The organism is Sphaerospermopsis sp. LEGE 00249 (genome assembly GCF_014299995.1).
In the GTDB taxonomy this organism is placed as follows: Bacteria; Cyanobacteriota; Cyanobacteriia; order Cyanobacteriales; family Nostocaceae; genus Sphaerospermopsis; species Sphaerospermopsis kisseleviana.
The window spans coordinates 1-21,953 of record NZ_JACJUZ010000028.1; the positions used below are offsets into that span (position 1 = coordinate 1).

The following is a 21,953-nucleotide window of genomic DNA, read 5'->3' on the forward strand; positions in this document are numbered from 1 at the left end:
TTAGTCATTAGGCAGTAGTCACCAGTCCCCAGTCCCCAGTCACCAGTCCCCAGTCCCCAGTCACCAGTCCCCAGTCCCCATAATTCGCAGTGAAACGGTACAGTTAAACAAGGTCAAATAGATAGAGACACACGGGCAAAATGACAAACATTGAACTTAAACCTTGTTTCCTGACTCCCAAAAGAGTACAACTAGAGTATCCCCTGTTTGTCTATTTACCAGGAATGGATGGAACTGGTCAAATGTTGCGATCGCAAACTGCTGGCTTAGAATTGGGTTTTGATGTCCGTTGTTTAGCGATCCCCAGACAAGACCTCACCACCTGGGAGGTGTTAACCAATAATGTTTTAGACTTAATTCACGCAGAATTAGAAAGAAGTTGTCACCGTCCTGTTTACCTGTGTGGTGAGTCTTTTGGGGGTTGTTTAGCTATGAAAGTCGCTACCCAATCACCACAATTATTCAAACGTATTATTTTAATTAATCCTGCTTCAGCCTTTCAATTACGTCCTTGGCTCAATTCTTTATCTCAACTGACTGACTTTGTGCCATCTTGGTTTTATGATATTGGTGCATTAGGATTACTACCATTTTTAGCATCTTTATCACGGATGTCTAGTAGTATTCGCCATGAACTGCTGAGAACCATGCGTTCTTTACCCGCAGAAACGGTAAATTGGCGGTTGTCATTGTTGCGGGAGTTTCAAGTTGAAGAGGAAAGATTGCAAAAATTAAAGCAAGAGGTATTATTAATAGCTGGAGGGAGCGATCGCTTGTTACCTTCTGTCAGTGAAGTGGAACGGTTAGATCAGATTTTACCTAATCCTAAGAAACTAATCTTACCTGATAGTGGTCATGCTTGTTTATTAGAGGAAGATGTAAATCTGTATGAGATTCTTAAAAATAATGAATTTCTAGAAACTGTAAAATACAGTCATGCTACTAAGTAGGTAAACAGAAAAAATCGAAATATGTAACTAAAAGTAAAATCTACGTAAAATTAAACCTTCAGCAGCGTAGCTTATACATGATACGCAGTAATCACTATTTTCTTGTCAGGACTATAAATAGATTCTACCCTTGGATATTGATCATGAATCCACCAAACTTTAATTCTATTACCTTGGGCTGGCGCAGTACCTGATATTGAGTAACCAGCATCAATCATTAATTTCTCAAATTGAGTTGCGCTTAATGTTTGACATTTGAACTGTGGTAGTCCCTGGATTTTATGCTTGTTTAGGGTCATGGGTAGCCTGGTAAATTATGAATATTTTGTATCTTACTACCCTATTTTTTTCATAACTTGTAAACCAATAACTCATATTGGATTTAATCCAATTCAATCTTTTACGTTACTAACCTATCCTTTTCTCAACCTCATCTTCCAATGAATCATAAGTACCCTGATAAGTTGTAAAAATCTTGTAACCTGGTAATACTAAAGCTATGCCGGCATAACTGTGAATCTTACCTGGATATCTGTAGGGTTGATCATCAGGAACAGCGCCACCAAGGCGAATATTTATTCCCGGTAGCCATAAGTATAAGCCAGGAATTAATAAATCCATGCTGTAAGCAATTTCTCTTATAGCTTGATTTTCATCAAGAGAGTTATTAGCAATAAAGCTCAACCTGGTGTTTATGATATTTAACATAGTTTTTTTCATCCCCAAGCGGGGAACTTTGACAAGATGGCTTAGTTTCAATCCCTAATAGGGATTATCTTAACAGGAGTTCCCACACGCTGGAAATTTTGAGCAATACTGGTACAAGTAAGGAAGGTTTACAGAACATTACAAAAATGATGATTCAACCTACAAATACAGCTTTATTAGATTGGACTGGTGATACCTTAGCAGTTGGCTTATTTGAAGACGCAGTAGAGTTAACAGGCGATTTAGCGACTCTAGACGAGAAATGCGCCGGAATTGTCAAAGAAATCATTGCCGAAGAAGAATTTACAGGTAAACCTCATAGCACTGTCGTTATTCGCTTAGGTGCTAGTCATCCCGTGCGGAAGGTGATTTTGGTAGGTTTGGGAAAACCGGATGCTTTGAAATTAGAAACTTTACGTCGTGTTGCTGCTGCTGTCGCTCGCACTGCCAAAAAGCAAAAAACCAAAACTCTGGCAGTTAGTTTACCAGTTTACAACAACGATCCAGCAGCCACAGCCCAAGCGATCGCAGAAGGCGCACAACTGGCACTTTATCAAGATACTCGCTTTAAATCTGAACCAGAAGATAAAAATCCCAACATTGAAACTATTGATTTATTGGGTTTAGCTGGACAAGAAGCGGCTATTACCCGTGCAGAACAAATTGTTTCTGGGGTAATTTTAGCAAGGCAGTTAGTAGCCGCCCCAGCTAACGCTGTTACTCCCATTACAATGGCAGAAACCGCCCAAGCAATAGCTCAGGAACACGGTTTAGAATTACAAATTTTGGAAAAAGAAGATTGTGAAAAATTAGGTATGGGGGCATATTTAGGAGTAGCCCAAGCTTCTGAATTACCACCTAAATTTATTCACCTCACTTACAAACCAGCTACTACACCCAGACGCAAATTAGCGATTATTGGTAAAGGTTTAACTTTCGACTCCGGTGGTTTAAACATTAAAGGCGCTGGTAGCGGCATTGAAACCATGAAAATTGACATGGGTGGCGCTGCGGCAACTTTAGGCGCTGCTAAAGTGATCGGGCAGCTAAAGCCAGATGTGGAAGTTCACTTTATCTCAGCCGTCACCGAAAACATGATTAGCGGTAAGGCAATGCACCCAGGAGATATCTTAACCGCATCAAATGGCAAAACAATCGAAGTCAACAATACCGACGCTGAAGGGCGTTTAACCTTGGCTGATGCTTTGGTTTATGCGGATAAATTGGGTTTAGATGCGATCGTTGATTTGGCGACCCTCACAGGTGCTTGTGTAGTGGCTTTAGGTGATGATATCGCTGGTTTATTTACACCTGATGATACAGTAGCTTCCCAACTACAAACCGCTTCAGAAGCAGCAGGTGAGAAAATTTGGCGGATGCCGATGGAAGAAAAGTATTTTGAAGGGTTAAAATCGGGTATTGCAGACATGAAAAATACCGGACCTCGCTACGGTGGTTCTATTACTGCGGCTTTGTTTTTAAAGCAGTTTGTTAAGGATACTCCTTGGGCGCACCTGGATATTGCCGGTCCTGTTTGGGCTGATAAGGAAAATGGCTATAACGGTGCTGGTGCTACCGGTTTCGGGGTGAGAACTTTGGTTAGTTGGGTTTTGAGTTAGTTTTTTCGGTTTGATACAGCAGGAGTCAGGAGTCGTAGGGGCGAAGCATTCGGAAAACAACCTTGGATCAAAATTGATAATTTATCGCCCGAATGCTTCGCCCGTACAGGAGTCAGGAGTCAGGAGTAAAACTCTCTTTCTGTCTAGGTTTCAAGTAAGAATCTGTACCAGATTGATCTGTAATCTGCTGTAAATTATTAAAGGTTCTGCTTTGGGTGTGATCCAAGGTAGAGCCTTTTTATATGCTCAGAATATTAAACGCAGATAAACGCAAATGATCAATGAACGCAGATGAGAAATAAGAGATTTTTAATACCTTGAAATTAAAATTTATTTAGGGGTTGCTGTTCGCATAGCGTGCCGTTAGGCATAAAAGTCTTGTCGTGATGACAGGTAACAGGTGACAGGTGACTGGGGAAAAATATTTACCTCCTGCCTTCTGCCTTCTGCCTCCTGCTATAGTTTTTCATGTCTTTTTTGGGAATTTTTAATTGTTGAGTGTTGCGATCTGATAAAATTTGTAAGGTTTCTTTGAGCTAGGAGCAATGGGATCGACTGGTGTAAGCATCGCAATTGACGCTATGGGAGGGGATTACGCACCCGCTGAAATCGTCGCTGGCGCATTACGAGCGAAAGAAGAATTGGGTGTGAAAATCTTGTTGGTTGGTGATCAGCAACAAATTGAAGCTGTCATACCGCCAAAAACCAATATGGTAGGATTAGAGATTGTTCCGGCACAGGAAGCGATCGCAATGGATGATGAGCCTTTGAACGCAGTTAGAAAAAAGCGTAAGGCTTCCATCAACGTAGCAATGGACTTGGTTAAAAACAAACAAGCAGATGCAGTATTTTCTGCTGGTCACTCTGGGGCAGCAATGGCCTCAGCTTTACTACGTTTAGGCAGATTACCAGGAATTGATCGTCCAGCCATAGGCACAGTATTTCCCACCATTAAAGCAGGTAAGCCAGTATTAATACTGGATGTTGGTGCAAATGTAGACTGTCGCCCTAAATTTTTAGAGCAGTTTGCAGTCATGGGTTCAATTTATAGTCAGTATGTTTTGGGAATGCCTGAACCCAAAATAGGATTATTAAATATCGGTGAAGAAGACACCAAAGGTAACGAAGCAGCCCTTCGCGCCCATCAATTATTACGGGAAAATACCCAAATAAATTTTAGTGGTAATGCGGAAGGACGTGATGTATTATCAGGTGAATTTGATGTTATTGTCTGTGATGGCTTTGTCGGTAATGTGTTATTAAAATTTGCTGAAGCAGTAGGGGGTGTAATTTTACAAATTCTGCGGGAAGAACTACCCCAGGGGATTCGAGGCCAAATTGGCACAGCAATTTTAAAACCCAACCTCAAACGCGTTAAACAGCGCATGGATCACGCAGAACATGGTGGTGCATTACTATTAGGCGTAAATGGAATTTGTTTCATCGGTCATGGTAGTTCTGAAGCACCTTCTATTTTTAGTGCTATTCGCATGGCTAAAGAAGCTGTAGACAATCAGGTATTGCAAAGACTACAGTCACAATATCAAATTCTACAGAGCGAGAGTGATTAGCCTTCTGTGAGCGAGAATCCATAGTCATTTGTCATTAGTCAATCATGAATGGGGTTTGCTGACTGTTGACTGCTGACTTCTGACTGCTTCTTGACAACTGACAATTGACAATTGACAACTGGGGAGATTTAGGAGTGCAGAATTTATTCCTACATGGTATAGCAATTACAGGTAGTGGCTCGGCAGTACCAGCAACTAGGTTAGACAACCAGTTACTAACTCAACTGGTGGAAACTTCTGATGAGTGGATTACCACAAGAACAGGAATTAGTCAACGGCAGTTAGCATTACCGCCAGAATCATTGACTACACTAGCTACCGATGCCAGTAAACAGGCGATCACATCCGCGGGAATTAAACCAGAAGATATTGATTTAATTTTGCTGGCAACTTCTACCCCAGATGATTTGTTTGGCAATGCTTGTCGCATTCAAGCTGAATTAGGAGCAATTAAAGCAGTAGCCTTTGATTTAACCGCAGCCTGTTCGGGGTTTGTGTTTGGACTGGTGACAGCAGCCCAATATATTAGAACAGGAGTTTATCAAAATGTACTGTTGATAGGCGGAGATATCCTCTCTCGTTGGGTAGATTGGCAAGATCGGCGCACTTGTGTGCTGTTTGGCGACGGTGCTGGGGCGGTGGTATTGCAAGCAAATAAGAGCGATCGCCTATTAGGATTTTCCCTGAAAAGCGATGGTAGTCAAAATCACTATCTCAACCTGGGTTATCAAGGCACTACAAAACAGGTTAGTCCAGATATTCATGTACCTACAGGCACTTATCACCCCATCACCATGAACGGTAAAGAAGTATATCGTTTTGCTGTTCAGAAAGTTCCAGAAGTCATAGATAAAGCTTTATTTGAAGCTCATCTCAGCGTAGATCAAATAGATTGGCTGATTTTACATCAAGCAAATCAGCGGATTATTAACTCTGTAGCTGATCGGTTAAATATTCCTGAACATAAAGTAATCAGTAACGTTGCCCATTATGGTAACACCTCTGCTGCTTCTATTCCCCTCGCATTAGATGAAGCAGTAAGGGAAGGAAAAATTAAACCAAATGATATCATTGCTACCTCTGGTTTTGGTGCTGGTTTAACCTGGGGTGCAGCTATTTTTCAATGGGGAAGGTAGGTGACAGGTGACTGGTGACAGCGAAAAGGCAGGGGAAGCAGGGGAAGCAGGGGAAGCAGGGGGAGAATATTAACTTTTGCCTCTTGCCTCTTGCCTTCTTTCTTTTCCCTGTTCCCTTTTCCCTGTTCCCTTCTTTCCCAATTCCCAATTCCCAATTACCAATTCCCAATTCCCAATTCCCAATTCCCAATTCCCAATTATCAATTCCCAATTATCAATTATCAAATGACAAAAACTGCTTATGTATTTCCCGGACAAGGTTCGCAAGCCTTAAACATGGGAATGGATCTACTAGATATACCATCTGCCAAAGCAAAATTTGAGGAAGCTGAAGCAATTTTAGGTTGGTCTGTGAGTGAAATTTGTGCAGACGAAGAAAAACTATCACGCACACTTTACACCCAACCTTGTTTATATGTGATCGAAAGTATTCTGGCGGACTTATTACGAGAAAAAGGAGAAAAACCAGATTTAGTTGCCGGTCACAGTTTAGGAGAATATATAGCTCTTTATGTTGCTGGTGTTTTTGACTGGTCAACTGGTTTACAATTAGTTAAACGTCGTGCAGAAATTATGGATAATACTGCTGGGGGAATGATGGCAGCATTACTTAATTTTGATCGCGAACAATTAGAAAAAGTAATTGCAGAAACCCCGGATGTAGTGTTAGCAAATGATAATAGTCCCGCACAAGTCGTAATTTCAGGAACTCCCGAAGCTGTACAAATTGTAATGTCTAATGTCAAAGCAAAACGGGCATTACCTTTAAAAGTTTCCGGTGCATTTCATTCCCATTTAATGGCAGCAGCATCACAGGAATTTCAAGAAATATTAGATAGTATAGTTTTTCAAACAGCAGAAGTTCCCGTTGCTTCTAATGTTGATCCAGTTCCTACAACTGATGCAGAAATTTTAAAACAACGTTTAACTCAACAAATGACTGGTTCAGTACGGTGGCGAGAAATTGCATTACAATTACCAAAAAATGGGATTACCAAAGTAGTAGAAATTGGACCAGGTAATGTTTTAACTGGTTTGATTAAGCGGACTGTTGAAGGTATGGAATTGAAGAATATTCGTAATACTGGGGAGTTGCCAAGTTAGGGGAAATTAATTCACAATTAAATTAGGTTGAGCAGATACAACCTTTAGGAGTTGATGGATATGAAAACTGTATATAATGGACAATCAGGTATCATTCGCACAGAACGGGGACTAATTATAGCCGGAACTCGGATTACTTTGTGTGATGTGATGGACTATGTAAAAGCTCAGTATCCACCTAAGTTAATTCGTGAAAAACTGGGACTAAGTGATGCACAGGTGAATGTGGCTTTAGACTACATAGAAAATCATGCTGTGGAAATAGAAGCTGAATATCAAGAGTTTCTGCAAAAATCAGCAGAAATTCGCCAATATTGGCAAGAAAAAAACCGTGAACGATTTGCCAAAATAGCAACTCAACCTGCTAAAGTTGGCCAGGAAGATTTACGCGCAAAACTGCAATCTTGGCAAGAACGCATCACATCCCCATTATGAATTTTCTCATTGATTATAACTTAACAGGGGACTCGGTTTTATTTTGGGGAACACTTGCGGCTGAAGGTTGGATTGATCTGTTATCAATTCGTTTTTTTACCTTTAAACAAGCTGGATTAGAGACAGATAGCAGTGACAAAATTGTATGGCAATTTGCTCAAGCAAACCAAATGATTCTGATCACAGCTAATAGAAATATGAAAGGAACTGATTCATTAGAGCAAACAATTCGAGAGGAGAATACAGATACTTCACTACCAATTATTACTATTGGAAATCCTGATCGATTTGATGAGCGCATTTATCGAGAAAAATGTGCTGCTCGCCTAGTGGAGATTATATTAGATATTGAAAATTATATGGGAGCAGGTAGAATTTTTATTCCTTGAAGCTTTTTATTGTAGGGGTTGCTGAGAAAGTCTTTCCGTGAGGGCATAGGAGTCAGGAGTCAGGAGGAGATTTGAAAATTTCTTTGCCATCTCTTGAAATCCCAAAAAATGCACACTTTTTCCGGTATACCCTTCACAACCCTTGCACTAATTTCTGTGTTTATCAGCCCCTAACCTTTGATATATCAAGGTTTTAGGTTTATTAAGCAAACCCTGTAGATATTATAAGAGTACCGCTGCTATTCTTAGCTGAAGAAATAGTAATGAATAGTGGGATTTAAACATAAATTATTAGTATTTTTTGCCTAAATCCCACTATATATCAAATGCCAAAAAGTAGCTAATGAACTAGACATGAACTAGACAGACAAGAACAGAAACTTATTCAAAAATTATCTAACTTGACCAAATTCGTGTTCCACGTCTGCCATGTTTTCATATTCACGCTCTGGCATTTGTCGGAGAACGTCAATTACTTCCTGACTTGCATTTTTCTGTCTGGCATGGTTAACCAAATCTTCTTTATTTGCAGGAAAATCTATGCCACTAAGACTTCTGGAAATATCAATTGCTGATACTGCCATAACCTAACCTCTATATAATAATTGGTCGTTTAATATCTAGGCTATTAGTGTTCTCTCTATATATTCTCTACCTGCGGTTGCATCTTATTTTGATGTTTATGTTGAATATTGAGCATATCTTTGAGGATAGGGAATAGGTAATAGGGAATAGGGAAGATAAGCTGTTGTGCAGCTAGATTGTATAATAGAGAATTAGGTAACTAAGCTATCGCTTCTGAATTATGCCAGCCAAAAACCATCTATCTCAAGAACAGAGAGAAAATCTCTTAAAACACTTAAAAGAGCAAGATAATCCTTATGTAAGAGAGAAAATACTGATATTATTGTTGATGAATGATGGGAAAACTTACCAAGAAATAAGTGATTTTTTAAACATAGCATATACAACAGTAGCATATTGGGCAGTGCATGGAGATCCGGATAACATAGACAGTTTTTTAGATGGAAGAAGAGAAGGTAACTTCCGTAAAGTAACAAAAGAATATGAGAATTTGTTGTTAGAAGTAATTGAAAAGAACCCTGATGAATGTGGATATGAATTTGGCAGATGGACATCAGCAAGATTAGCAACATATCTAGAAATAGAGACAGGAATAAAGTTAAGTAGTTCACAAGTAAGGAGAATTTTAGAGAGAAAAAAGTACGTTTACCTTTGGGCAAAGTATAGCCTAGAGGATAAACAAAGTCCAGAGAAGCGTAAGTTATTTAAAGAAAAATTAGCTGAATATTTAAAAATAACGAAATCATCCCCAGAGCGTTTACAGGTATGGTTTTGGGACGAGAGTGGATTTAGTTTAAGAGTGATAAGAAGAAAAACATGGGGAAAGAAAGGCAAGAGAAAAGAGGTAACAGGACAAAGAAGAAGGGGAAGAGTGAATATTATGGGAGGATTGCGTTATCATGACAAGAAAAGAATAAATTTTGTGATTAAACAGGGAAATGCAGATGTGTTTTATGAACAGTTGAAATCCCTCAACCATTTTTGAAAACAGGAATGGATAGAAGCAGGAAATAAGCCTGAAGACTTTAATAATAATTCAGCTAAAATAGTGATTATTCTTGATAATGCTAGTTACCATAAAAGAAAAGATATTTTGGCTCGTATTGAAGCAGAAATGCCAAATATTATTCTGGAATTCTTACCACCTTATAGTCCAGATTATAATTTAATTGAACTGGTATGGCATTCAGCGAAAGAATATATAGCTCACAGATTATTTGAATCAGTAGAACAGTTAGAAGAATTATTAAATAAATTGCTAAATGAAGGAGGTCTTATTATTAAATGGGAACGCAAAGTCAAAAATAAAGGTAATGCTGTTTATTCGGTTTAGCTGCACAACAGCTTAAAACAATTAAAAGTAATTAGCCGGATATAAAATGCACCCTTGAAAACGCTTTCATCTGTAAATATGCTAAATCTACCTTTGTTCATTGACGAAAAGCGATCGCCATAGCTTATTCTAAATAATAGTCTTATTTAAAATATCTTCCGTGACCAGAGAACGCGAACCTTTTATTAGTTTGGCACTTTACCACGCTTTCAAGTGGTCAGTGGTTAGCCCCATGCTACACGCTTACTTCGGGGGTAAAATTTATGGGGTGGAAAATGTTCCCAAAACTGGACCATTGGTGGTAGTTAGCAACCATGCAAGTTATTTTGATCCTCCAATAGTTTCTAACTGTGTATGTCGGCCAGTTGCATACATGGCCAAGGAAGAATTATTTAAAGTTCCTGTTTTAGCCCAAGCTATTAAATTATACGGTGCTTATCCCGTCAGTAGGGGTACTGCTGATCGTGCGGCTATTCGTGCGGCTTTAGAATATTTAGAGAATGGTTGGGCTGTAGGTGTGTTTTTAGAAGGAACTCGCACCCCAGATGGTCGTATTCATGACCCCAAAAGAGGTGCAGCACTGTTAGCTGCAAAAGCCAAAGCGCCTTTATTACCGGTGAGTTTGTGGGGGAGTGAAAACGTTGTCCAAAAAGGTACACCTATTCCTCGTAAAGTTCCGATGACTATTAGAATTGGTAAATTGATTGATGCGCCAACTTCTACAAATAAGGAAGAATTAGAAGCTATAACTCGTAAATGTGCAGATGTAATTAATGAAATGCACGATTTAGGAAGATAGGTGATAGGTGATAGGTGATTGGTGATTGGTGATTGGGTGAAATTTAACTAATGACTAATGACTAGTGACTAATGACTAATGAATTGCAAATTATGTACAATTGAGATCCTAACAAAACTGTGAAAAATTATGTCAGATTTAAGAGAACAATTAAAAGAAAATCTGGATGAAGCGGAGTGGGATTGGCTAATTCCCCATGCTCAAAGAGATGTGATTATTGTAGTAGCTGATGGGTTAGATTTGCTGGATGTGGGAGAAGCGATCGCAACTGATAATATTCCCTCTGTGCAAAATTGGATTGATGAACAATTGCTGGCCAAACCTTCACCAGAACAATTAGGAAATTGGAATGGCGATCGGACTAAGAGGTTTAACGCTTTAATTGTTGAACCTTACGTTTTAGTGCAAGAAAAAGCTGTTGTTTAACAACTCATAATTCATAATTCATAATTCATTATTGATAATTGAAAAAATTATGAATTATGAATTGCAAATTATTAATTACTTTCTTTTTCTTGGTGATTCAAGCTTGGTAGTTTCACAGAGTTGTTACTACTTACTATTTGGCTAACTTGCCCAATTAAATCACCTAATTTACCTTCATCTAACAAGGTATTTATTAAGGAAAGTCCGCTAGTAGATAATAGTAACTTGTTAATATCTTGACTGCCATTACTACCATTTGCACCAGGGAAGGAATAAATGCGAGTGTCTCCTAAAACTCCTGGTTGTGGTGCTAAAGCAGTAACAATTTCTGGTAGTTTATCCGCTAATTCTGGCCAGATAGTTGTGAGAATTTTCGCACTTAAATTAGCATTGCTAATGGTATTTTCTGCTGTAATTTTGGCTTGAATACCTTCAGCTTCAGCTAAAGCTTTATCACGGTTAGCATCTGCAAGAGTACGAATGGCTTCTGCTTCTAATTCTGCTGCTTCTTGGGCAATTTCCGCTTGACGACGACGACGGAAAGCATCAATTTCTACAACGTTGCGATCGCTAATACTCCTTTCTTGTGCTTCCCTTTCTGCGATGATTATAGATAAACGTTTTTGGCGTTCCGCTTTTTCAATTTCACTGGCAGTTTTTACCGCTTCTTCTGCTTTCGCTTGTTCTGCTTGTGCAACAAAACTTTCACGTTTTTTATTAGCAATTGCTATTGCGACATCTTCCTGCGCTAGTTTTGCTAATCTTTCTGATTCAACTATCTTTACTTGCGCTTGCAACTTTCCTGATTCTACACTTTGTTGGCGAGAAATATCAGCAATTTCCGCTTCTTGTTTTTGCAATGCTTGTGCTACTTTTAGTTGTTTATTCCGTTCTTCTAAAGCAATATCAGCTTCAATTTGACTTTCTTGTAAAGCTAATTTTTTACGAATTTCTTCCTCTTCCACTGATTTTTCCTGCAAAATTTTGGTACGTCTTACCATTGCAGCTTCTCTATCTTTTGCTTCTTGAATTTCCCTTTCTCTCTGTGCTTTCAGTGCTTCAACTTGCAATTTTTGAGCTAGTTTAGCACTTTCTTGCTCTTGGGCAATTTGTAGTGATCGCTTTTGTGCATCTAGTTCTTTTTGTTCAATAGCGACTTGGGTTGCTAACTCAACTTCCCGTTTTTGTTGAATTGAACGTTGAATAATTTCCGTCCGCAACCGCACACCTTGAGCATCAAAGAAGTTATCAGGATCATAAGTAACACTTTCTAATATTTCCGAAATGGCAATGTTATTTAAAGTTAATCCCACCTTTTTCAAATCTGTACCTACTAAATTCAAAACTTCCTGAGCAAAACCCAATTTATCAGAATCAATTTCTGCTAAATCTTTAGTTTTAGCTGCCGCCCTAATAGCATCATCAGCCCTTTTTTCTAAAGCTTCTTTGATGTCTTCAGGAGTAATTCTACTGCCATTTTGAGATAGTCTTGCTGCTGCCGTTAAAACATCTTCTTCGGAAGCATTAATACATACATAAAATGTGACTCTAATATCTGCTCTCAGGTAATCTTTTGTTCTTACTGCCAGTTTTCCAGTTCTTTCTACATCAATAGACATTTCTCGCAAAGGTACACGGGTTAATTGATGAAATCCTGGTAAAACAATGCAACCACCATAAAGAATTACTGATTTCTTTTTAGTAAATAATCCCCCCGTTCTCACAAAAGCTTCGTTGTTGGGTGTGACAACATAAACCCTGGTATAAGCAAACAAGCTTAATAAAAGTAATATAACTAAAGTTACAATCAAACCAGGAAATACTATTCCCCCATTAATTTGAGCTAAAGTTGGCTGAGTTGTCAGCGGAAATGTGGGAGAATTTGATATTCTATATTCCTGTTTTGATTGCAGTTGAAATGTTAATAACTCCGATACATTAACACTTGGTAGAGCCTGAATAAATGTTAACCAAAAAAGCATTTTCTTGTCCTTTCACTAATTCTGATTTTTAGAGTCGGAACTATTTAACCAATTTTCTTCGTCTACACTGTCTTTGGCAATTACTAAATAGATTTGCTGTTTAAGTTCAATTACTATCACTTTTTCCCCTCTTTGTGGTGCGATAGTTGCCCAATCTGGGATCACAGCATTAATAGTTAAAAAGTTACCTTTTGGATCGAAAATATCTACCTGGCCAATTTTGTTGATGTTTTCAGCAGGAATATAAACAGAAGTTACAGTACCAATACAACCAACTAGGCGATCGCCACTTGCATCTTCACTAAATTCCGCAAACATTTTACTAATGGGTTCAGCTATCAATCTGCCAATGAATAAACTAATAATTAGGGAAATTAACAAGATAATTATCCCCATTAAAGGCAGTTGTTGATTTTGATTAATACCTCCCAGCCACACATTTAACATCCAACCAATGACACCCCACAGACTCAAATCTGTTGCCAACATCAATATTAATGGAACTTTACCAATACCAGCCCATTCCAGAAATCGTCCAAAGCTTAAATCAATGTTGGTTTCTATATCTATATCTAAATCTGCATCAGCATCTAATTCCGATTCTCCTCCTAGCATAATCATAAACAGGAAAAGCAGTATTCCTGTAATCAGGAAAATCCAATAAGGTAAGTTTGCTGGACTAAACAGCATATTTGCTCCTGCAAAATATTCAGCAGGTTTTTTATATTTTCGTTTGAATCCATCTTATTCTCTTCTTCTATTCAATGTCAAGATTAAAATTTATTTTTTGATTATTTATTGAGATATTTAACAAAATAGATGATTTATTATTAATAATATTAACAAATTAGACATTTATTATTAATAATATTAACAAATTAGATATTTTTAGTGTGAATACCTTGATAACTTAGGGTGGCGGCAATGAATGAATCACTTAAAATTATTTTTTATAGCAATTTAGGCAAATCCTGATACAGATTTTTCCCAGTGATCAAACCCAATCAAACCTAGATTCAAATTCAGCTAACAATTGTTTAGCTTGTGGGTTACATCATATAATGTAATGTAACTATTCAACTAAGCATGAGTAAAGCAGCTAACAAGTATTAAAACCTGGATGTATATTGGTGGGAGTAGGTGGTGGTGGAGAAAATTTCATCCTGAAAGACTTAGCTTTCTTGTTACCAGAATTGTTACCATAGTTTCAGATTAGATATTGAAGCCTTGATTCAGTCTGAAACCTTAGAACTACTAGAATGGCATCGCCTCTGCCAGCACCTTTCCACCTTTGCGGCAACTAAGTTAGGGGCGATAGTTGCCCGTGCCTTGCCAATTCCATCAACTCTGGAGGAAAGTAAAGAGTTGTTGGCACAAACCAAAGAAGTCTATCAATTGGAAAGCCGACTGACACCAGGGTTATCCTTTGAGGGCATTCAAGATATTGGTGACTCCTTAGAACGTGCGGAATTACAAGGAATTTTATCAGGTGAGGAACTGTTAGCGATCGCTACCACCCTTGCTGGTGCGAGAAATTTACGGCGGTTAATTGATAACCAGGAAGATGTACCCATTTTAACTGAGTTAGTCGCCGAATTACGGACTTACCCAGAATTAGAGCAAGAAATTCACCGTTGTATTGATGAACGAGCGCAAGTGACAGATCGCGCTAGTCAGAAATTAGGAGAAATTCGGGAAGATTTACGCAGGTTACGCAGTCAAATTACCCAAAAACTGCAAAATATCATCCAAGTTAAATCTAATGCCCTGCAAGAGTTGATTATTACTCAAAGAGGCGATCGCTATGTTCTCCCTGTAAAAGCTCCACAAAAAGACGCAATTCCTGGTATTGTTCACGACACATCTACCAGCGGAGCAACTTTATATATTGAGCCTAACAGCATTGTGCAAATGGGCAACCAATTACGCCAAGCTGTGAAAAGAGAACAGGTAGAAGAAGAAGCCATACGCAGGAATTTAACTACACAAGTAGCAGAAGTTAAAACCGACTTAGAAAAGTTATTAGCCATTGTTACAACTCTGGATTTAGCTACAGCCAAAGCCAGGTATAGTTTCTGGTTAGGTGCAAATCCGCCCCGCTTTATTAATCCCCAAGAGCAAGAAATAATTACTCTGCGACAATTACGGCATCCTTTGTTAATTTGGCAACAACAACATGAACAAGGACATCCTGTAATTCCCGTTGATTTGTTGATTAGTCCTCATATTAAAGTAGTCACAATTACTGGACCAAATACGGGTGGTAAAACAGTAACTTTAAAAACGTTGGGGTTAGCGGCTTTAATGGCCAAGGTGGGTTTATTTGTTCCCGCTCGTGAACCAGTAGAAATTCCTTGGTTTAGTCAGATTTTAGCCGATATTGGGGATGAACAATCATTACAACAAAGCTTATCGACATTTTCCGGGCATATTCGCCGCATTAGTCGAATTTTGAATGCCTTGGGGATTCAAGAGGCAGGGGAGCAGGGTGCAGGGTGCAGAGGAGAAGACTTTTCCCCAATCACCAATCACCAATCACCAGTCACCAGTCACCAATCCCTAGTTTTACTGGATGAAGTGGGCGCAGGTACAGATCCGGTGGAAGGTAGTGCATTAGCGATCGCTCTCCTCAAATATCTGGCGGATCATGCTCAGTTAACCATTGCTACTACTCACTTTGGAGAATTAAAAGCTTTAAAATATGACGATGTTCGGTTTGAAAACGCATCAGTCGAATTTAACGAAGCCACCCTTTCACCTACCTATCGGTTATTGTGGGGTATTCCTGGACGTTCCAACGCCTTAACCATTGCCTTACGCTTAGGCTTAAAACCAGAAGTCATAGAAGCTGCAAAAAGTCAAGTGGGAGAAACAACGGACGAAGTTAACCAAGTAATAGCCGGGTTAGAAGCTCAAAGGCGCAGTCAAGAAACCAAAGCAGCAGAAGCACAAAAAATATTAAAGCAAGCGGAGAAATTATACAAAGAAGTTTCCCAAAGAGCCGCAGCTTTACAGGAAAGAGAAAAAGACTTGCGAGCCTCCCAAGAAATAGCCGTACAAAAAGCAATTCAAGAAGCGAAAGGAGAAATTGCCCAAGTTATTCGTCGGTTACAACAGGGTAAACCAACGGCTCAGGATGCACAAAAAGCAACAAAAGCGTTAAGTGATATTTCAGAAAAATATCAACCAGCACCAGCACCCAAACCCAAACCCGGTTTTATGCCCAAAATAGGCGATCGCATTCGTATACCCAAACTAGGGCAAACCGCCGAAGTCATAACCGCCCCGGATGCAGATGGGGAGTTAAGTGTGCGCTTTGGGATCATGAAAATGACAGTGAAATTACAAGACGTAGAATCTTTAGATGGTCAAAAACCAGAACCCATAGTCAAACCCAAACCAGCACCAACCGTTACCCCGTCACCAACACCAACCGTAGCCATTCGCACATCAAAAAATACTGTTGATTTGCGCGGAAAACGGGTAGCAGATGCCGAATATATATTAGATAAAGCAATTTCTGAAGCTGTTGGACAAATATGGATTATTCACGGACACGGAACTGGTAAATTAAAGCAAGGAGTTCACGCATTCTTGCAGCAACACCCCAGAGTCAGCCATTATGAACCAGCAGAACAAGCAGATGGTGGTACTGGTGTCACTATTGCTCATGTAGATTAGGGCATTGGGCATTGGGAAAAACTATTACCCAATTACCAATTACCAATTACCAATCACCAATCTTAACCAAAGCATCATGAATTTCTCATATTTAAACAAGAAATTTTCATCTAAAGTAAAACCAAAACAACAGCTGTTTACTAAACTTATTTACAGCTAGATGACGAGAAACCAATTTTCATACTTGATGGTCTGTTTCAAAAAGGGTAACAGCAACAGCCTTTATTCGCCTGATCAACTATGCTAAAAGTTATGCAATCGGCCGCCAATTCAGCTACATCTAATTCCCAGTGGGAGGATTTAAGCCAGTTTCCGACCTCCAATACCGTTCAATGGGAAAATATTAAAACCCAGTTAGATTTGGTGTTATTAGCACTAGAAACTTTAACTGGCATTGGTTCTGATGCTATGCTATCTGCGGCGATTAATCTCCAGTTAGAGTCAAAAGTACCAGATAGGGTGGCCTTGTGGCGACTGCGCCAATCTAACCCCATACGCAAAGGTCAAGGAGGACGGAAAAAACTAGATGTAGATGAAGCGCGATCGCTGGTTCTGATTACCTGCTATCTTGCCAAACAACACCAAGAATTAATCCGGCGTGCTGTTGGGTTATTAGAAACAATAGCTGCCAAAAATCAAGAACCTCATCAAAATGCTTTACTTGGAGATTATATAGATGCTTTCTGTAACACCTACCAAGAACGGATGGAAGAAGATGAACAAATCTCCACAGATTTGCTAACCAACTTAGCAATAAAACTGCTGGTAGATTTACTATTTTATAGCGCCCCTACTGGACACCGCCGCCTGTGGTTAACATTGTTGGATCGATCCACAAAACAATTTTAGATTTTAGATTTTAGATTTTAGATTTTAAATCACTGATCCAAAATCGAAAATTCTCTTTTGTCCCCCTTGCCATTCTTGCTATGCCTGGATCAAATTCTGTCATTCGTCGCTACACTCCCCCCACTTGTACACTGGAAATCTTGGCGCAAAGCTCACCTTTATCTCGTTGGATAGGGCAAACAGTCCTGAATCAACTTCGTTTTCAACTGCACTTTGATGATCCAACACTACCAGAAGAACTGAGAGTACCTATTCAGGGCGATCGCGATCAACTAGAAGCCTTGTGTAATGCTGTTACTAACTACGTTCAGGCACTTCTACAAAAATCAGCAGATAACTTTTGTCTCACTTCCTTAGAATCCCAACCATCAAGCAAAACATCTGATCAACCAGAAGTACAAGATGTTACCCCATCATCATCATCGTCACCTAAAACCCCAAATCCCTCTAGTATGGGAATTTTAGAGGCAACAATTTATTTAGAATCTAGTGACAATTTAACTCATAAACTATATCTCGGTTCCCTTGCTAATCAAACGTCAGGACCGATAATTCAACTTACTCTATTACAACTATTTGATCTGGCCACGGCCTTAGAAGAATATTCCACTGATGTCATAATATTACCAAATCTCAACAGTGAGAAATCAATAATTCCCAGTTTGCCTACTTGGACACCTATAGCCGCAGTAATAGCACTAGCTTTGGGTTTAGCTCCCTTAACCTGGCAATATGCCAGCAGCATGAGGCAAAATCAGCAGACAGCTAAAAAGACTACTTCTGACACACAACCAGCAACTACTGCAACTGCACCATCTCCTAACTTAACCACTTCTCAAGGAGAATTGACTCCCTTTACTGGTTTACCATCTCCCCCTAGTAGTGGTGATACTATAAAGCCGCCTGATTTAGAGACTCCCGTGATACCCGCTGATTCTACTCTAGATCCAAAACCTCTGACTCTTCCTGATGCTACCGTGCCACCCACAGCTAGAACATTGCCAAATAATGGACTGACAATACCTCCACAGACACAGCCAGTCCCTCCTAGCAGTCTACAAATTCCAGGAACAGCACCAATACCCAGTTCCCAACAAAACTCTACAGGAGTGATTAACCAAGGTGGTATTCCTCCTGTCACTGGTCAAAATTTGCCTTCTGGAAATACAAGTAGTATCTCTTCTATATCTGGATCTATTGCTACCTTACCTAATGATGTGCAGAGTCAGATTTCTGGACAACAATCCTCTACACCAAATTCACAGCAATTAGATCAAGCTGCTTCTGCAACCAAATCTCCCGATAATGATTTAATAGAAAAATTGCGATCAGCAAGACAAAGACCATTCCCAACACAGGTTGCTGCTGAGGAAAACAAATTATTTGATGTACCTCAAGCAGCAGAAGCTAGAGCTTATTTACAAAAGAATTGGCGGCCACCTACGGGATTTTCCCAGACACTAGAATATAGTCTGATTTTGGGTGTTGACGGTACTATTGAACGCATTTTACCCTTGAACCGAGCCGCTAGAGAATATATTAATGACACTGGTATACCAGAAATTGGTAAACCCTTTGTTTCTACTAATCAAGCTGGACAAAACCTCAGACTCAGAGTTGTCTTTAGTCCCGATGGTAAGGTGCAGACGTTCCCAGAAAACCCTTGATTATGTGTAAGAATTCAGGAGTCAGGAGTCAGGAGTCAGGAGGAGGTTGGAAAATTTCGATTCTTCGGTACTTGTTATGCTAAATTACTAATTGGTTAAGAGGGAACAGGCAACAGGGTAAAGAGGCAATTTTTGTAATAATATCCAATATCTGTAGCTGATGTCTTATGTATATTAAGCCTTCCGCAGTTTTTTGAGATTGATTTTGCATACTATGTACTGAAGAACCATAGATTTTATCCATCAAGTAAAACCTGTTCTCTATGTGGGCATAAAAAAGATCGTCTTTCCTTGTCCCAAAGAATTTATTGCTGCGAGAACTGTGGTTTGGAAATAGATAGGGATCTAAATGCAGCAATCATGTTATCGCGTCTGGCTAAGGCGTGAAAGTCTACTGAGGGATAACTGCTCCCATGCTCCCGTTGAAGTAGAAAGTAAACTCTAGTTTTGTCTAGGTTTTATATAGCAGTTTGATGTAACAAAACAGGATGCCGTTTTGGTAACGGGGATTTATGTTTCAATGGCAATGTTATTCCTGAATAGGAAAATGCTAGAAAAATATTTGCGTAAGTTTTTAATTTTGTGTTGTTCTTCTATACCTTTTATAGCCGATTTAGCACTTGCGAATTCTTCAGCCCAAGCATTACCAGGACAAAGCACAGAAGAAGTAATCACTTGGATTCAAGCCCATCCGACTCTTCGCCCCAGAAGTGGGGAACGATTGTTTGTGAGTAAAAGTGATACAGCAGCCCAAAGATTCACTTTTCAAGCTTCGGTATTACCACCAGGTAAGGTAACATTTACTAAAGATCGCAGTACAATTCGTACTGAACGGATGACTATGTATGATGGTGTAAATGGCGTGACAATTCAGCGTCTTGAGGAATCTTTGCGGGTAATTTATGGAATAGATATTTATCAAGACTATAATCGCGCTCAGGTGGTTTATGAGTATCCTAATCAAAGTGCAATAAATCAAGCACGTTTAACAAAAACACCGATTCGGGAGGCTTTACAAGGAGAGTTAAGGGTGGGCGATCGCTATGCTTATTGGGTAGAAATAGCTCAACCCAAGGAAGGAAAAGCTTTGAGTGGTCAAATGACAGTCTTTCGGAAATCTGACCTCGATAAATTAGAAGCAGAACTGAGAACACGTTAGTTACAGCAGCGTGTCGAAGGGCGGTGTTGAAGTAAGCCGAAGTGCTTTCAAAAAGTGCCAGCTTTTATGAGGTGGCAACTGAAAAACCTTGCACTTAATTCCTATAAGGTTAACAGGCAAGATGCCTGTTCCACAAGACTTAAGAATATTAAGATTATACAGTTTAGCTGCATAACAGCTTACCTAAAGAAAAAATCGTTTCTATCCAACTCTTGAAACTGTCACCGTGGCGTAGCACCTGTCACCTGTTACTGGTCTTTCACAGATAACTTTTTCAGCAAACCTTAAATAGGGCTTGCTGAATAAACCCAAAATACTCGTAAATCAAAGGTTTGACGCTGATCAGGAGGAAAGAAAGTGCAAGATTTTTGAAGGGTATACCTTAAAAACTGTGCATTTTGGGTCTGATAAATTAGAAAATCTGGGGATAACAGATAGCTAAAACTATTCCCTATTCCCTATTCCCTGCCTCAACGAAGGGACTTTTTCAGCAAACCCTAAATAGTTTCCCATTTACCGGAAAAGATACTTTCAGCGGATCGGGAAATGCGTTGTAAATCTTCTTTTAGCAGTGGCGGCCATTCAACTCCAGATTTAGATCCTGTAGCAAATAACTGCAAAGCTCTAATACCTAATTTATATAAAGCTAAAGCTAGTTCTTTATCTAAGCTATGAGCATCTTTTAGAGCTTCAAACACAATTTTTAAGGCTAATAAAACAGAGGTAATTTGACCTGGTACTGGTGGTTTTCCTTGTTTGAGACGATTTAACAAAGCATCTGGGTTTTCTTCATTTGCTGTTTGGTCTATAAGTAACTTTCGCGCTATTTCGTAGTTCATACAGGAAATAATTGATAATTGATAATTGATAATTGATAATTATCAATTATTTTAAATCTAGTAAACCTTCTTCTTTTAATTTAGGATGAAAACGCATTTGAGTTTTTAATCCTCTTGATTCTAAAACTGCCAAAATTTCTGATTCAACTCGCCGAGCTACATTTTTGATGATTTTACTTTTCGACGATTCATCAATTAGTGGATTTTGATAATTAGCTTTTTCTTCATCTGTCATTAATGCTTGAGTATTAATAGGATTAGTCCATTTTTCTTTGTTTTCTCCATTCCCTAAGGGAACGCTACCATTTTCAACAATCCAAGTATTTTCAATCTTTTCTAAAATCGTGCGGTTAGGGCGTTCAATTGTGTGAACTTTTAACCAATAACATTTTTCTGGTTGACGGACTAAATGCTGCTTGCAACTAAGATAAACATCACGGGAATAACCAACGAATTGCAGAATTTTATCTTTGTCAAAAATAGCATAGGCTCCTATTTTCCCCTGAAAATGTGCTGGTAATTCTCCATTTTCGTCAATGTAAGTGACATATTCTAAAGTATCTAAAGCAGGAATATCAATTTCCGTAGTCATCTTTATTAAATGTATGATTTACTAATTTACTAAAGCAGCAAGTGTGCAAACAGTCAAGCATCAGGGTAGAGGTAAAACTTCCTATGGACTTTTATAAGCTGTTGTGCATTTAATTTGTATAAGTGGAAC

At 39.0% G+C, this 21,953-nt stretch carries 19 protein-coding genes and 2 pseudogenes; 15 read left to right on the forward strand and 6 right to left on the reverse strand.

What is annotated here, in order from left to right:
• Positions 1 to 140 precede the first annotated feature (140 nt).
• Positions 141 to 950, forward strand: coding sequence for an alpha/beta fold hydrolase (locus H5968_RS11545; RefSeq protein ID WP_187040075.1), 810 nt, complete (start codon positions 141 to 143; stop codon positions 948 to 950).
• 408 nt (positions 951 to 1,358) lie between these two features.
• Here H5968_RS11545 and H5968_RS11550 read toward each other — a convergent pair whose 3' ends face one another.
• Positions 1,359 to 1,658 (reverse strand): hypothetical protein, encoded by a 300-nt coding sequence (locus H5968_RS11550; RefSeq protein WP_187040076.1) that lies wholly within the window; start codon positions 1,656 to 1,658, stop codon positions 1,359 to 1,361.
• Between the two features lie 146 nt (positions 1,659 to 1,804).
• On the opposite strand from H5968_RS11550, the gene H5968_RS11555 reads away from it, so the two are divergent.
• The 6 genes from H5968_RS11555 to H5968_RS11580 all read left to right on the forward strand — a co-directional run bounded on the left by H5968_RS11555 (position 1,805) and on the right by H5968_RS11580 (position 7,912).
• Positions 1,805 to 3,277, forward strand: coding sequence for a leucyl aminopeptidase (locus tag H5968_RS11555; RefSeq protein WP_187040077.1), 1,473 nt, complete (start codon positions 1,805 to 1,807; stop codon positions 3,275 to 3,277).
• A gap of 545 nt (positions 3,278 to 3,822) precedes the next feature.
• Complete coding sequence (gene plsX / locus H5968_RS11560; RefSeq protein ID WP_187040078.1) at positions 3,823 to 4,848, forward strand: phosphate acyltransferase PlsX; 1,026 nt, start codon at positions 3,823 to 3,825, stop codon at positions 4,846 to 4,848.
• A gap of 134 nt (positions 4,849 to 4,982) precedes the next feature.
• Positions 4,983 to 5,984: a beta-ketoacyl-ACP synthase III gene (locus H5968_RS11565; RefSeq protein WP_187040106.1), complete on the forward strand. Its 1,002-nt coding sequence runs from the start codon at positions 4,983 to 4,985 to the stop codon at positions 5,982 to 5,984.
• Between the two features lie 225 nt (positions 5,985 to 6,209).
• Positions 6,210 to 7,088 (forward strand): ACP S-malonyltransferase, encoded by an 879-nt coding sequence (gene fabD / locus H5968_RS11570; RefSeq protein ID WP_187040079.1) that lies wholly within the window; start codon positions 6,210 to 6,212, stop codon positions 7,086 to 7,088.
• A 60-nt stretch (positions 7,089 to 7,148) separates the two neighbouring features.
• Positions 7,149 to 7,523: a DUF433 domain-containing protein gene (locus H5968_RS11575; protein ID WP_187040080.1), complete on the forward strand. Its 375-nt coding sequence runs from the start codon at positions 7,149 to 7,151 to the stop codon at positions 7,521 to 7,523.
• The gene (locus H5968_RS11580; RefSeq protein ID WP_137669065.1) at positions 7,520 to 7,912 is read left to right on the forward strand and encodes a DUF5615 family PIN-like protein; all 393 of its coding nucleotides are present in this window, start codon (positions 7,520 to 7,522) and stop codon (positions 7,910 to 7,912) included. Before H5968_RS11575 ends, H5968_RS11580 begins: the two co-directional genes overlap by 4 nt.
• Positions 7,913 to 8,304: 392 nt before the next feature.
• Here the strand turns inward: H5968_RS11580 and H5968_RS11585 are convergent, their stop codons facing one another.
• Entirely contained in the window at positions 8,305 to 8,496 is a 192-nt protein-coding gene (locus tag H5968_RS11585; RefSeq protein WP_096566750.1) for a DUF2795 domain-containing protein, read from the reverse strand.
• Between the two features lie 221 nt (positions 8,497 to 8,717).
• On the opposite strand from H5968_RS11585, the pseudogene H5968_RS11590 reads away from it, so the two are divergent.
• From H5968_RS11590 to H5968_RS11600, 3 genes and pseudogenes are all read left to right on the forward strand, one after another.
• Positions 8,718 to 9,830 (forward strand): annotated as a pseudogene (locus tag H5968_RS11590) (IS630 family transposase).
• Positions 9,831 to 9,990: 160 nt separating this feature from the next.
• Positions 9,991 to 10,629: a 1-acyl-sn-glycerol-3-phosphate acyltransferase gene (locus H5968_RS11595; protein WP_096566754.1), complete on the forward strand. Its 639-nt coding sequence runs from the start codon at positions 9,991 to 9,993 to the stop codon at positions 10,627 to 10,629.
• A 129-nt stretch (positions 10,630 to 10,758) separates the two neighbouring features.
• Positions 10,759 to 11,055, forward strand: a complete 297-nt coding sequence (locus H5968_RS11600; protein WP_187040081.1) for a DUF2288 domain-containing protein — start codon at positions 10,759 to 10,761, stop codon at positions 11,053 to 11,055.
• 71 nt (positions 11,056 to 11,126) lie between these two features.
• Here the strand turns inward: H5968_RS11600 and H5968_RS11605 are convergent, their stop codons facing one another.
• Together H5968_RS11605 and H5968_RS11610 are read right to left on the reverse strand one after the other, a co-directional pair.
• The gene (locus H5968_RS11605; RefSeq protein ID WP_187040082.1) at positions 11,127 to 13,037 is read right to left on the reverse strand and encodes a flotillin family protein; all 1,911 of its coding nucleotides are present in this window, start codon (positions 13,035 to 13,037) and stop codon (positions 11,127 to 11,129) included.
• Between the two features lie 15 nt (positions 13,038 to 13,052).
• Positions 13,053 to 13,727 carry an OB-fold-containig protein gene (locus tag H5968_RS11610; protein WP_096566759.1) on the reverse strand — a complete coding sequence of 225 codons (675 nt, stop codon included), beginning with the start codon at positions 13,725 to 13,727 and terminating at the stop codon, positions 13,053 to 13,055.
• A gap of 537 nt (positions 13,728 to 14,264) precedes the next feature.
• On the opposite strand from H5968_RS11610, the gene H5968_RS11615 reads away from it, so the two are divergent.
• From H5968_RS11615 to H5968_RS11635, 5 genes and pseudogenes are all read left to right on the forward strand, one after another.
• The gene (locus H5968_RS11615) at positions 14,265 to 16,718 is read left to right on the forward strand and encodes an endonuclease MutS2 (protein WP_187040083.1); all 2,454 of its coding nucleotides are present in this window, start codon (positions 14,265 to 14,267) and stop codon (positions 16,716 to 16,718) included.
• Positions 16,719 to 16,958: 240 nt separating this feature from the next.
• A complete protein-coding gene (locus H5968_RS11620; RefSeq protein WP_096566762.1) occupies positions 16,959 to 17,567 on the forward strand; it encodes a DUF3038 domain-containing protein in 609 nt (202 codons plus the stop codon).
• A gap of 80 nt (positions 17,568 to 17,647) precedes the next feature.
• On the forward strand, positions 17,648 to 19,234 hold the full coding sequence (locus tag H5968_RS11625) for a DUF4335 domain-containing protein (protein ID WP_187040084.1): 1,587 nt from the start codon (positions 17,648 to 17,650) through the stop codon (positions 19,232 to 19,234).
• Positions 19,235 to 19,465: 231 nt separating this feature from the next.
• A pseudogene (locus H5968_RS11630) lies at positions 19,466 to 19,621 on the forward strand (zinc ribbon domain-containing protein); the annotation flags it as partial.
• 160 nt (positions 19,622 to 19,781) lie between these two features.
• The gene (locus tag H5968_RS11635) at positions 19,782 to 20,393 is read left to right on the forward strand and encodes a hypothetical protein (RefSeq protein ID WP_187040085.1); all 612 of its coding nucleotides are present in this window, start codon (positions 19,782 to 19,784) and stop codon (positions 20,391 to 20,393) included.
• 497 nt (positions 20,394 to 20,890) lie between these two features.
• Here the strand turns inward: H5968_RS11635 and H5968_RS11640 are convergent, their stop codons facing one another.
• A complete protein-coding gene (locus H5968_RS11640) occupies positions 20,891 to 21,232 on the reverse strand; it encodes a Dethiobiotin synthetase (RefSeq protein ID WP_096566765.1) in 342 nt (113 codons plus the stop codon).
• Between the two features lie 46 nt (positions 21,233 to 21,278).
• A complete protein-coding gene (locus tag H5968_RS11645; RefSeq protein ID WP_187040086.1) occupies positions 21,279 to 21,824 on the reverse strand; it encodes a GIY-YIG nuclease family protein in 546 nt (181 codons plus the stop codon).
• Positions 21,825 to 21,953: the final 129 nt, after the last annotated feature.

What these genes read in the sequence shown, in the direction of transcription:
- H5968_RS11545 (WP_187040075.1), top strand. Translation starts at nt 141, where the DNA reads ATGACAAACATTGAACTTAAACCTTGTTTCCTGACTCCCAAAAGAGTA.
- H5968_RS11550 (WP_187040076.1), bottom strand. Translation starts at nt 1,658, where the DNA reads ATGTTAAATATCATAAACACCAGGTTGAGCTTTATTGCTAATAACTCT.
- H5968_RS11555 (WP_187040077.1), top strand. Translation starts at nt 1,805, where the DNA reads ATGATGATTCAACCTACAAATACAGCTTTATTAGATTGGACTGGTGAT.
- plsX (WP_187040078.1), top strand. Translation starts at nt 3,823, where the DNA reads ATGGGATCGACTGGTGTAAGCATCGCAATTGACGCTATGGGAGGGGAT.
- fabD (WP_187040079.1), top strand. Translation starts at nt 6,210, where the DNA reads ATGACAAAAACTGCTTATGTATTTCCCGGACAAGGTTCGCAAGCCTTA.
- H5968_RS11575 (WP_187040080.1), top strand. Translation starts at nt 7,149, where the DNA reads ATGAAAACTGTATATAATGGACAATCAGGTATCATTCGCACAGAACGG.
- H5968_RS11580 (WP_137669065.1), top strand. Translation starts at nt 7,520, where the DNA reads ATGAATTTTCTCATTGATTATAACTTAACAGGGGACTCGGTTTTATTT.
- H5968_RS11585 (WP_096566750.1), bottom strand. Translation starts at nt 8,496, where the DNA reads ATGGCAGTATCAGCAATTGATATTTCCAGAAGTCTTAGTGGCATAGAT.
- H5968_RS11600 (WP_187040081.1), top strand. Translation starts at nt 10,759, where the DNA reads ATGTCAGATTTAAGAGAACAATTAAAAGAAAATCTGGATGAAGCGGAG.
- H5968_RS11605 (WP_187040082.1), bottom strand. Translation starts at nt 13,037, where the DNA reads ATGCTTTTTTGGTTAACATTTATTCAGGCTCTACCAAGTGTTAATGTA.
- H5968_RS11610 (WP_096566759.1), bottom strand. Translation starts at nt 13,727, where the DNA reads ATGCTGTTTAGTCCAGCAAACTTACCTTATTGGATTTTCCTGATTACA.
- H5968_RS11620 (WP_096566762.1), top strand. Translation starts at nt 16,959, where the DNA reads ATGCTAAAAGTTATGCAATCGGCCGCCAATTCAGCTACATCTAATTCC.
- H5968_RS11625 (WP_187040084.1), top strand. Translation starts at nt 17,648, where the DNA reads ATGCCTGGATCAAATTCTGTCATTCGTCGCTACACTCCCCCCACTTGT.
- H5968_RS11635 (WP_187040085.1), top strand. Translation starts at nt 19,782, where the DNA reads ATGCTAGAAAAATATTTGCGTAAGTTTTTAATTTTGTGTTGTTCTTCT.
- H5968_RS11640 (WP_096566765.1), bottom strand. Translation starts at nt 21,232, where the DNA reads ATGAACTACGAAATAGCGCGAAAGTTACTTATAGACCAAACAGCAAAT.
- H5968_RS11645 (WP_187040086.1), bottom strand. Translation starts at nt 21,824, where the DNA reads ATGACTACGGAAATTGATATTCCTGCTTTAGATACTTTAGAATATGTC.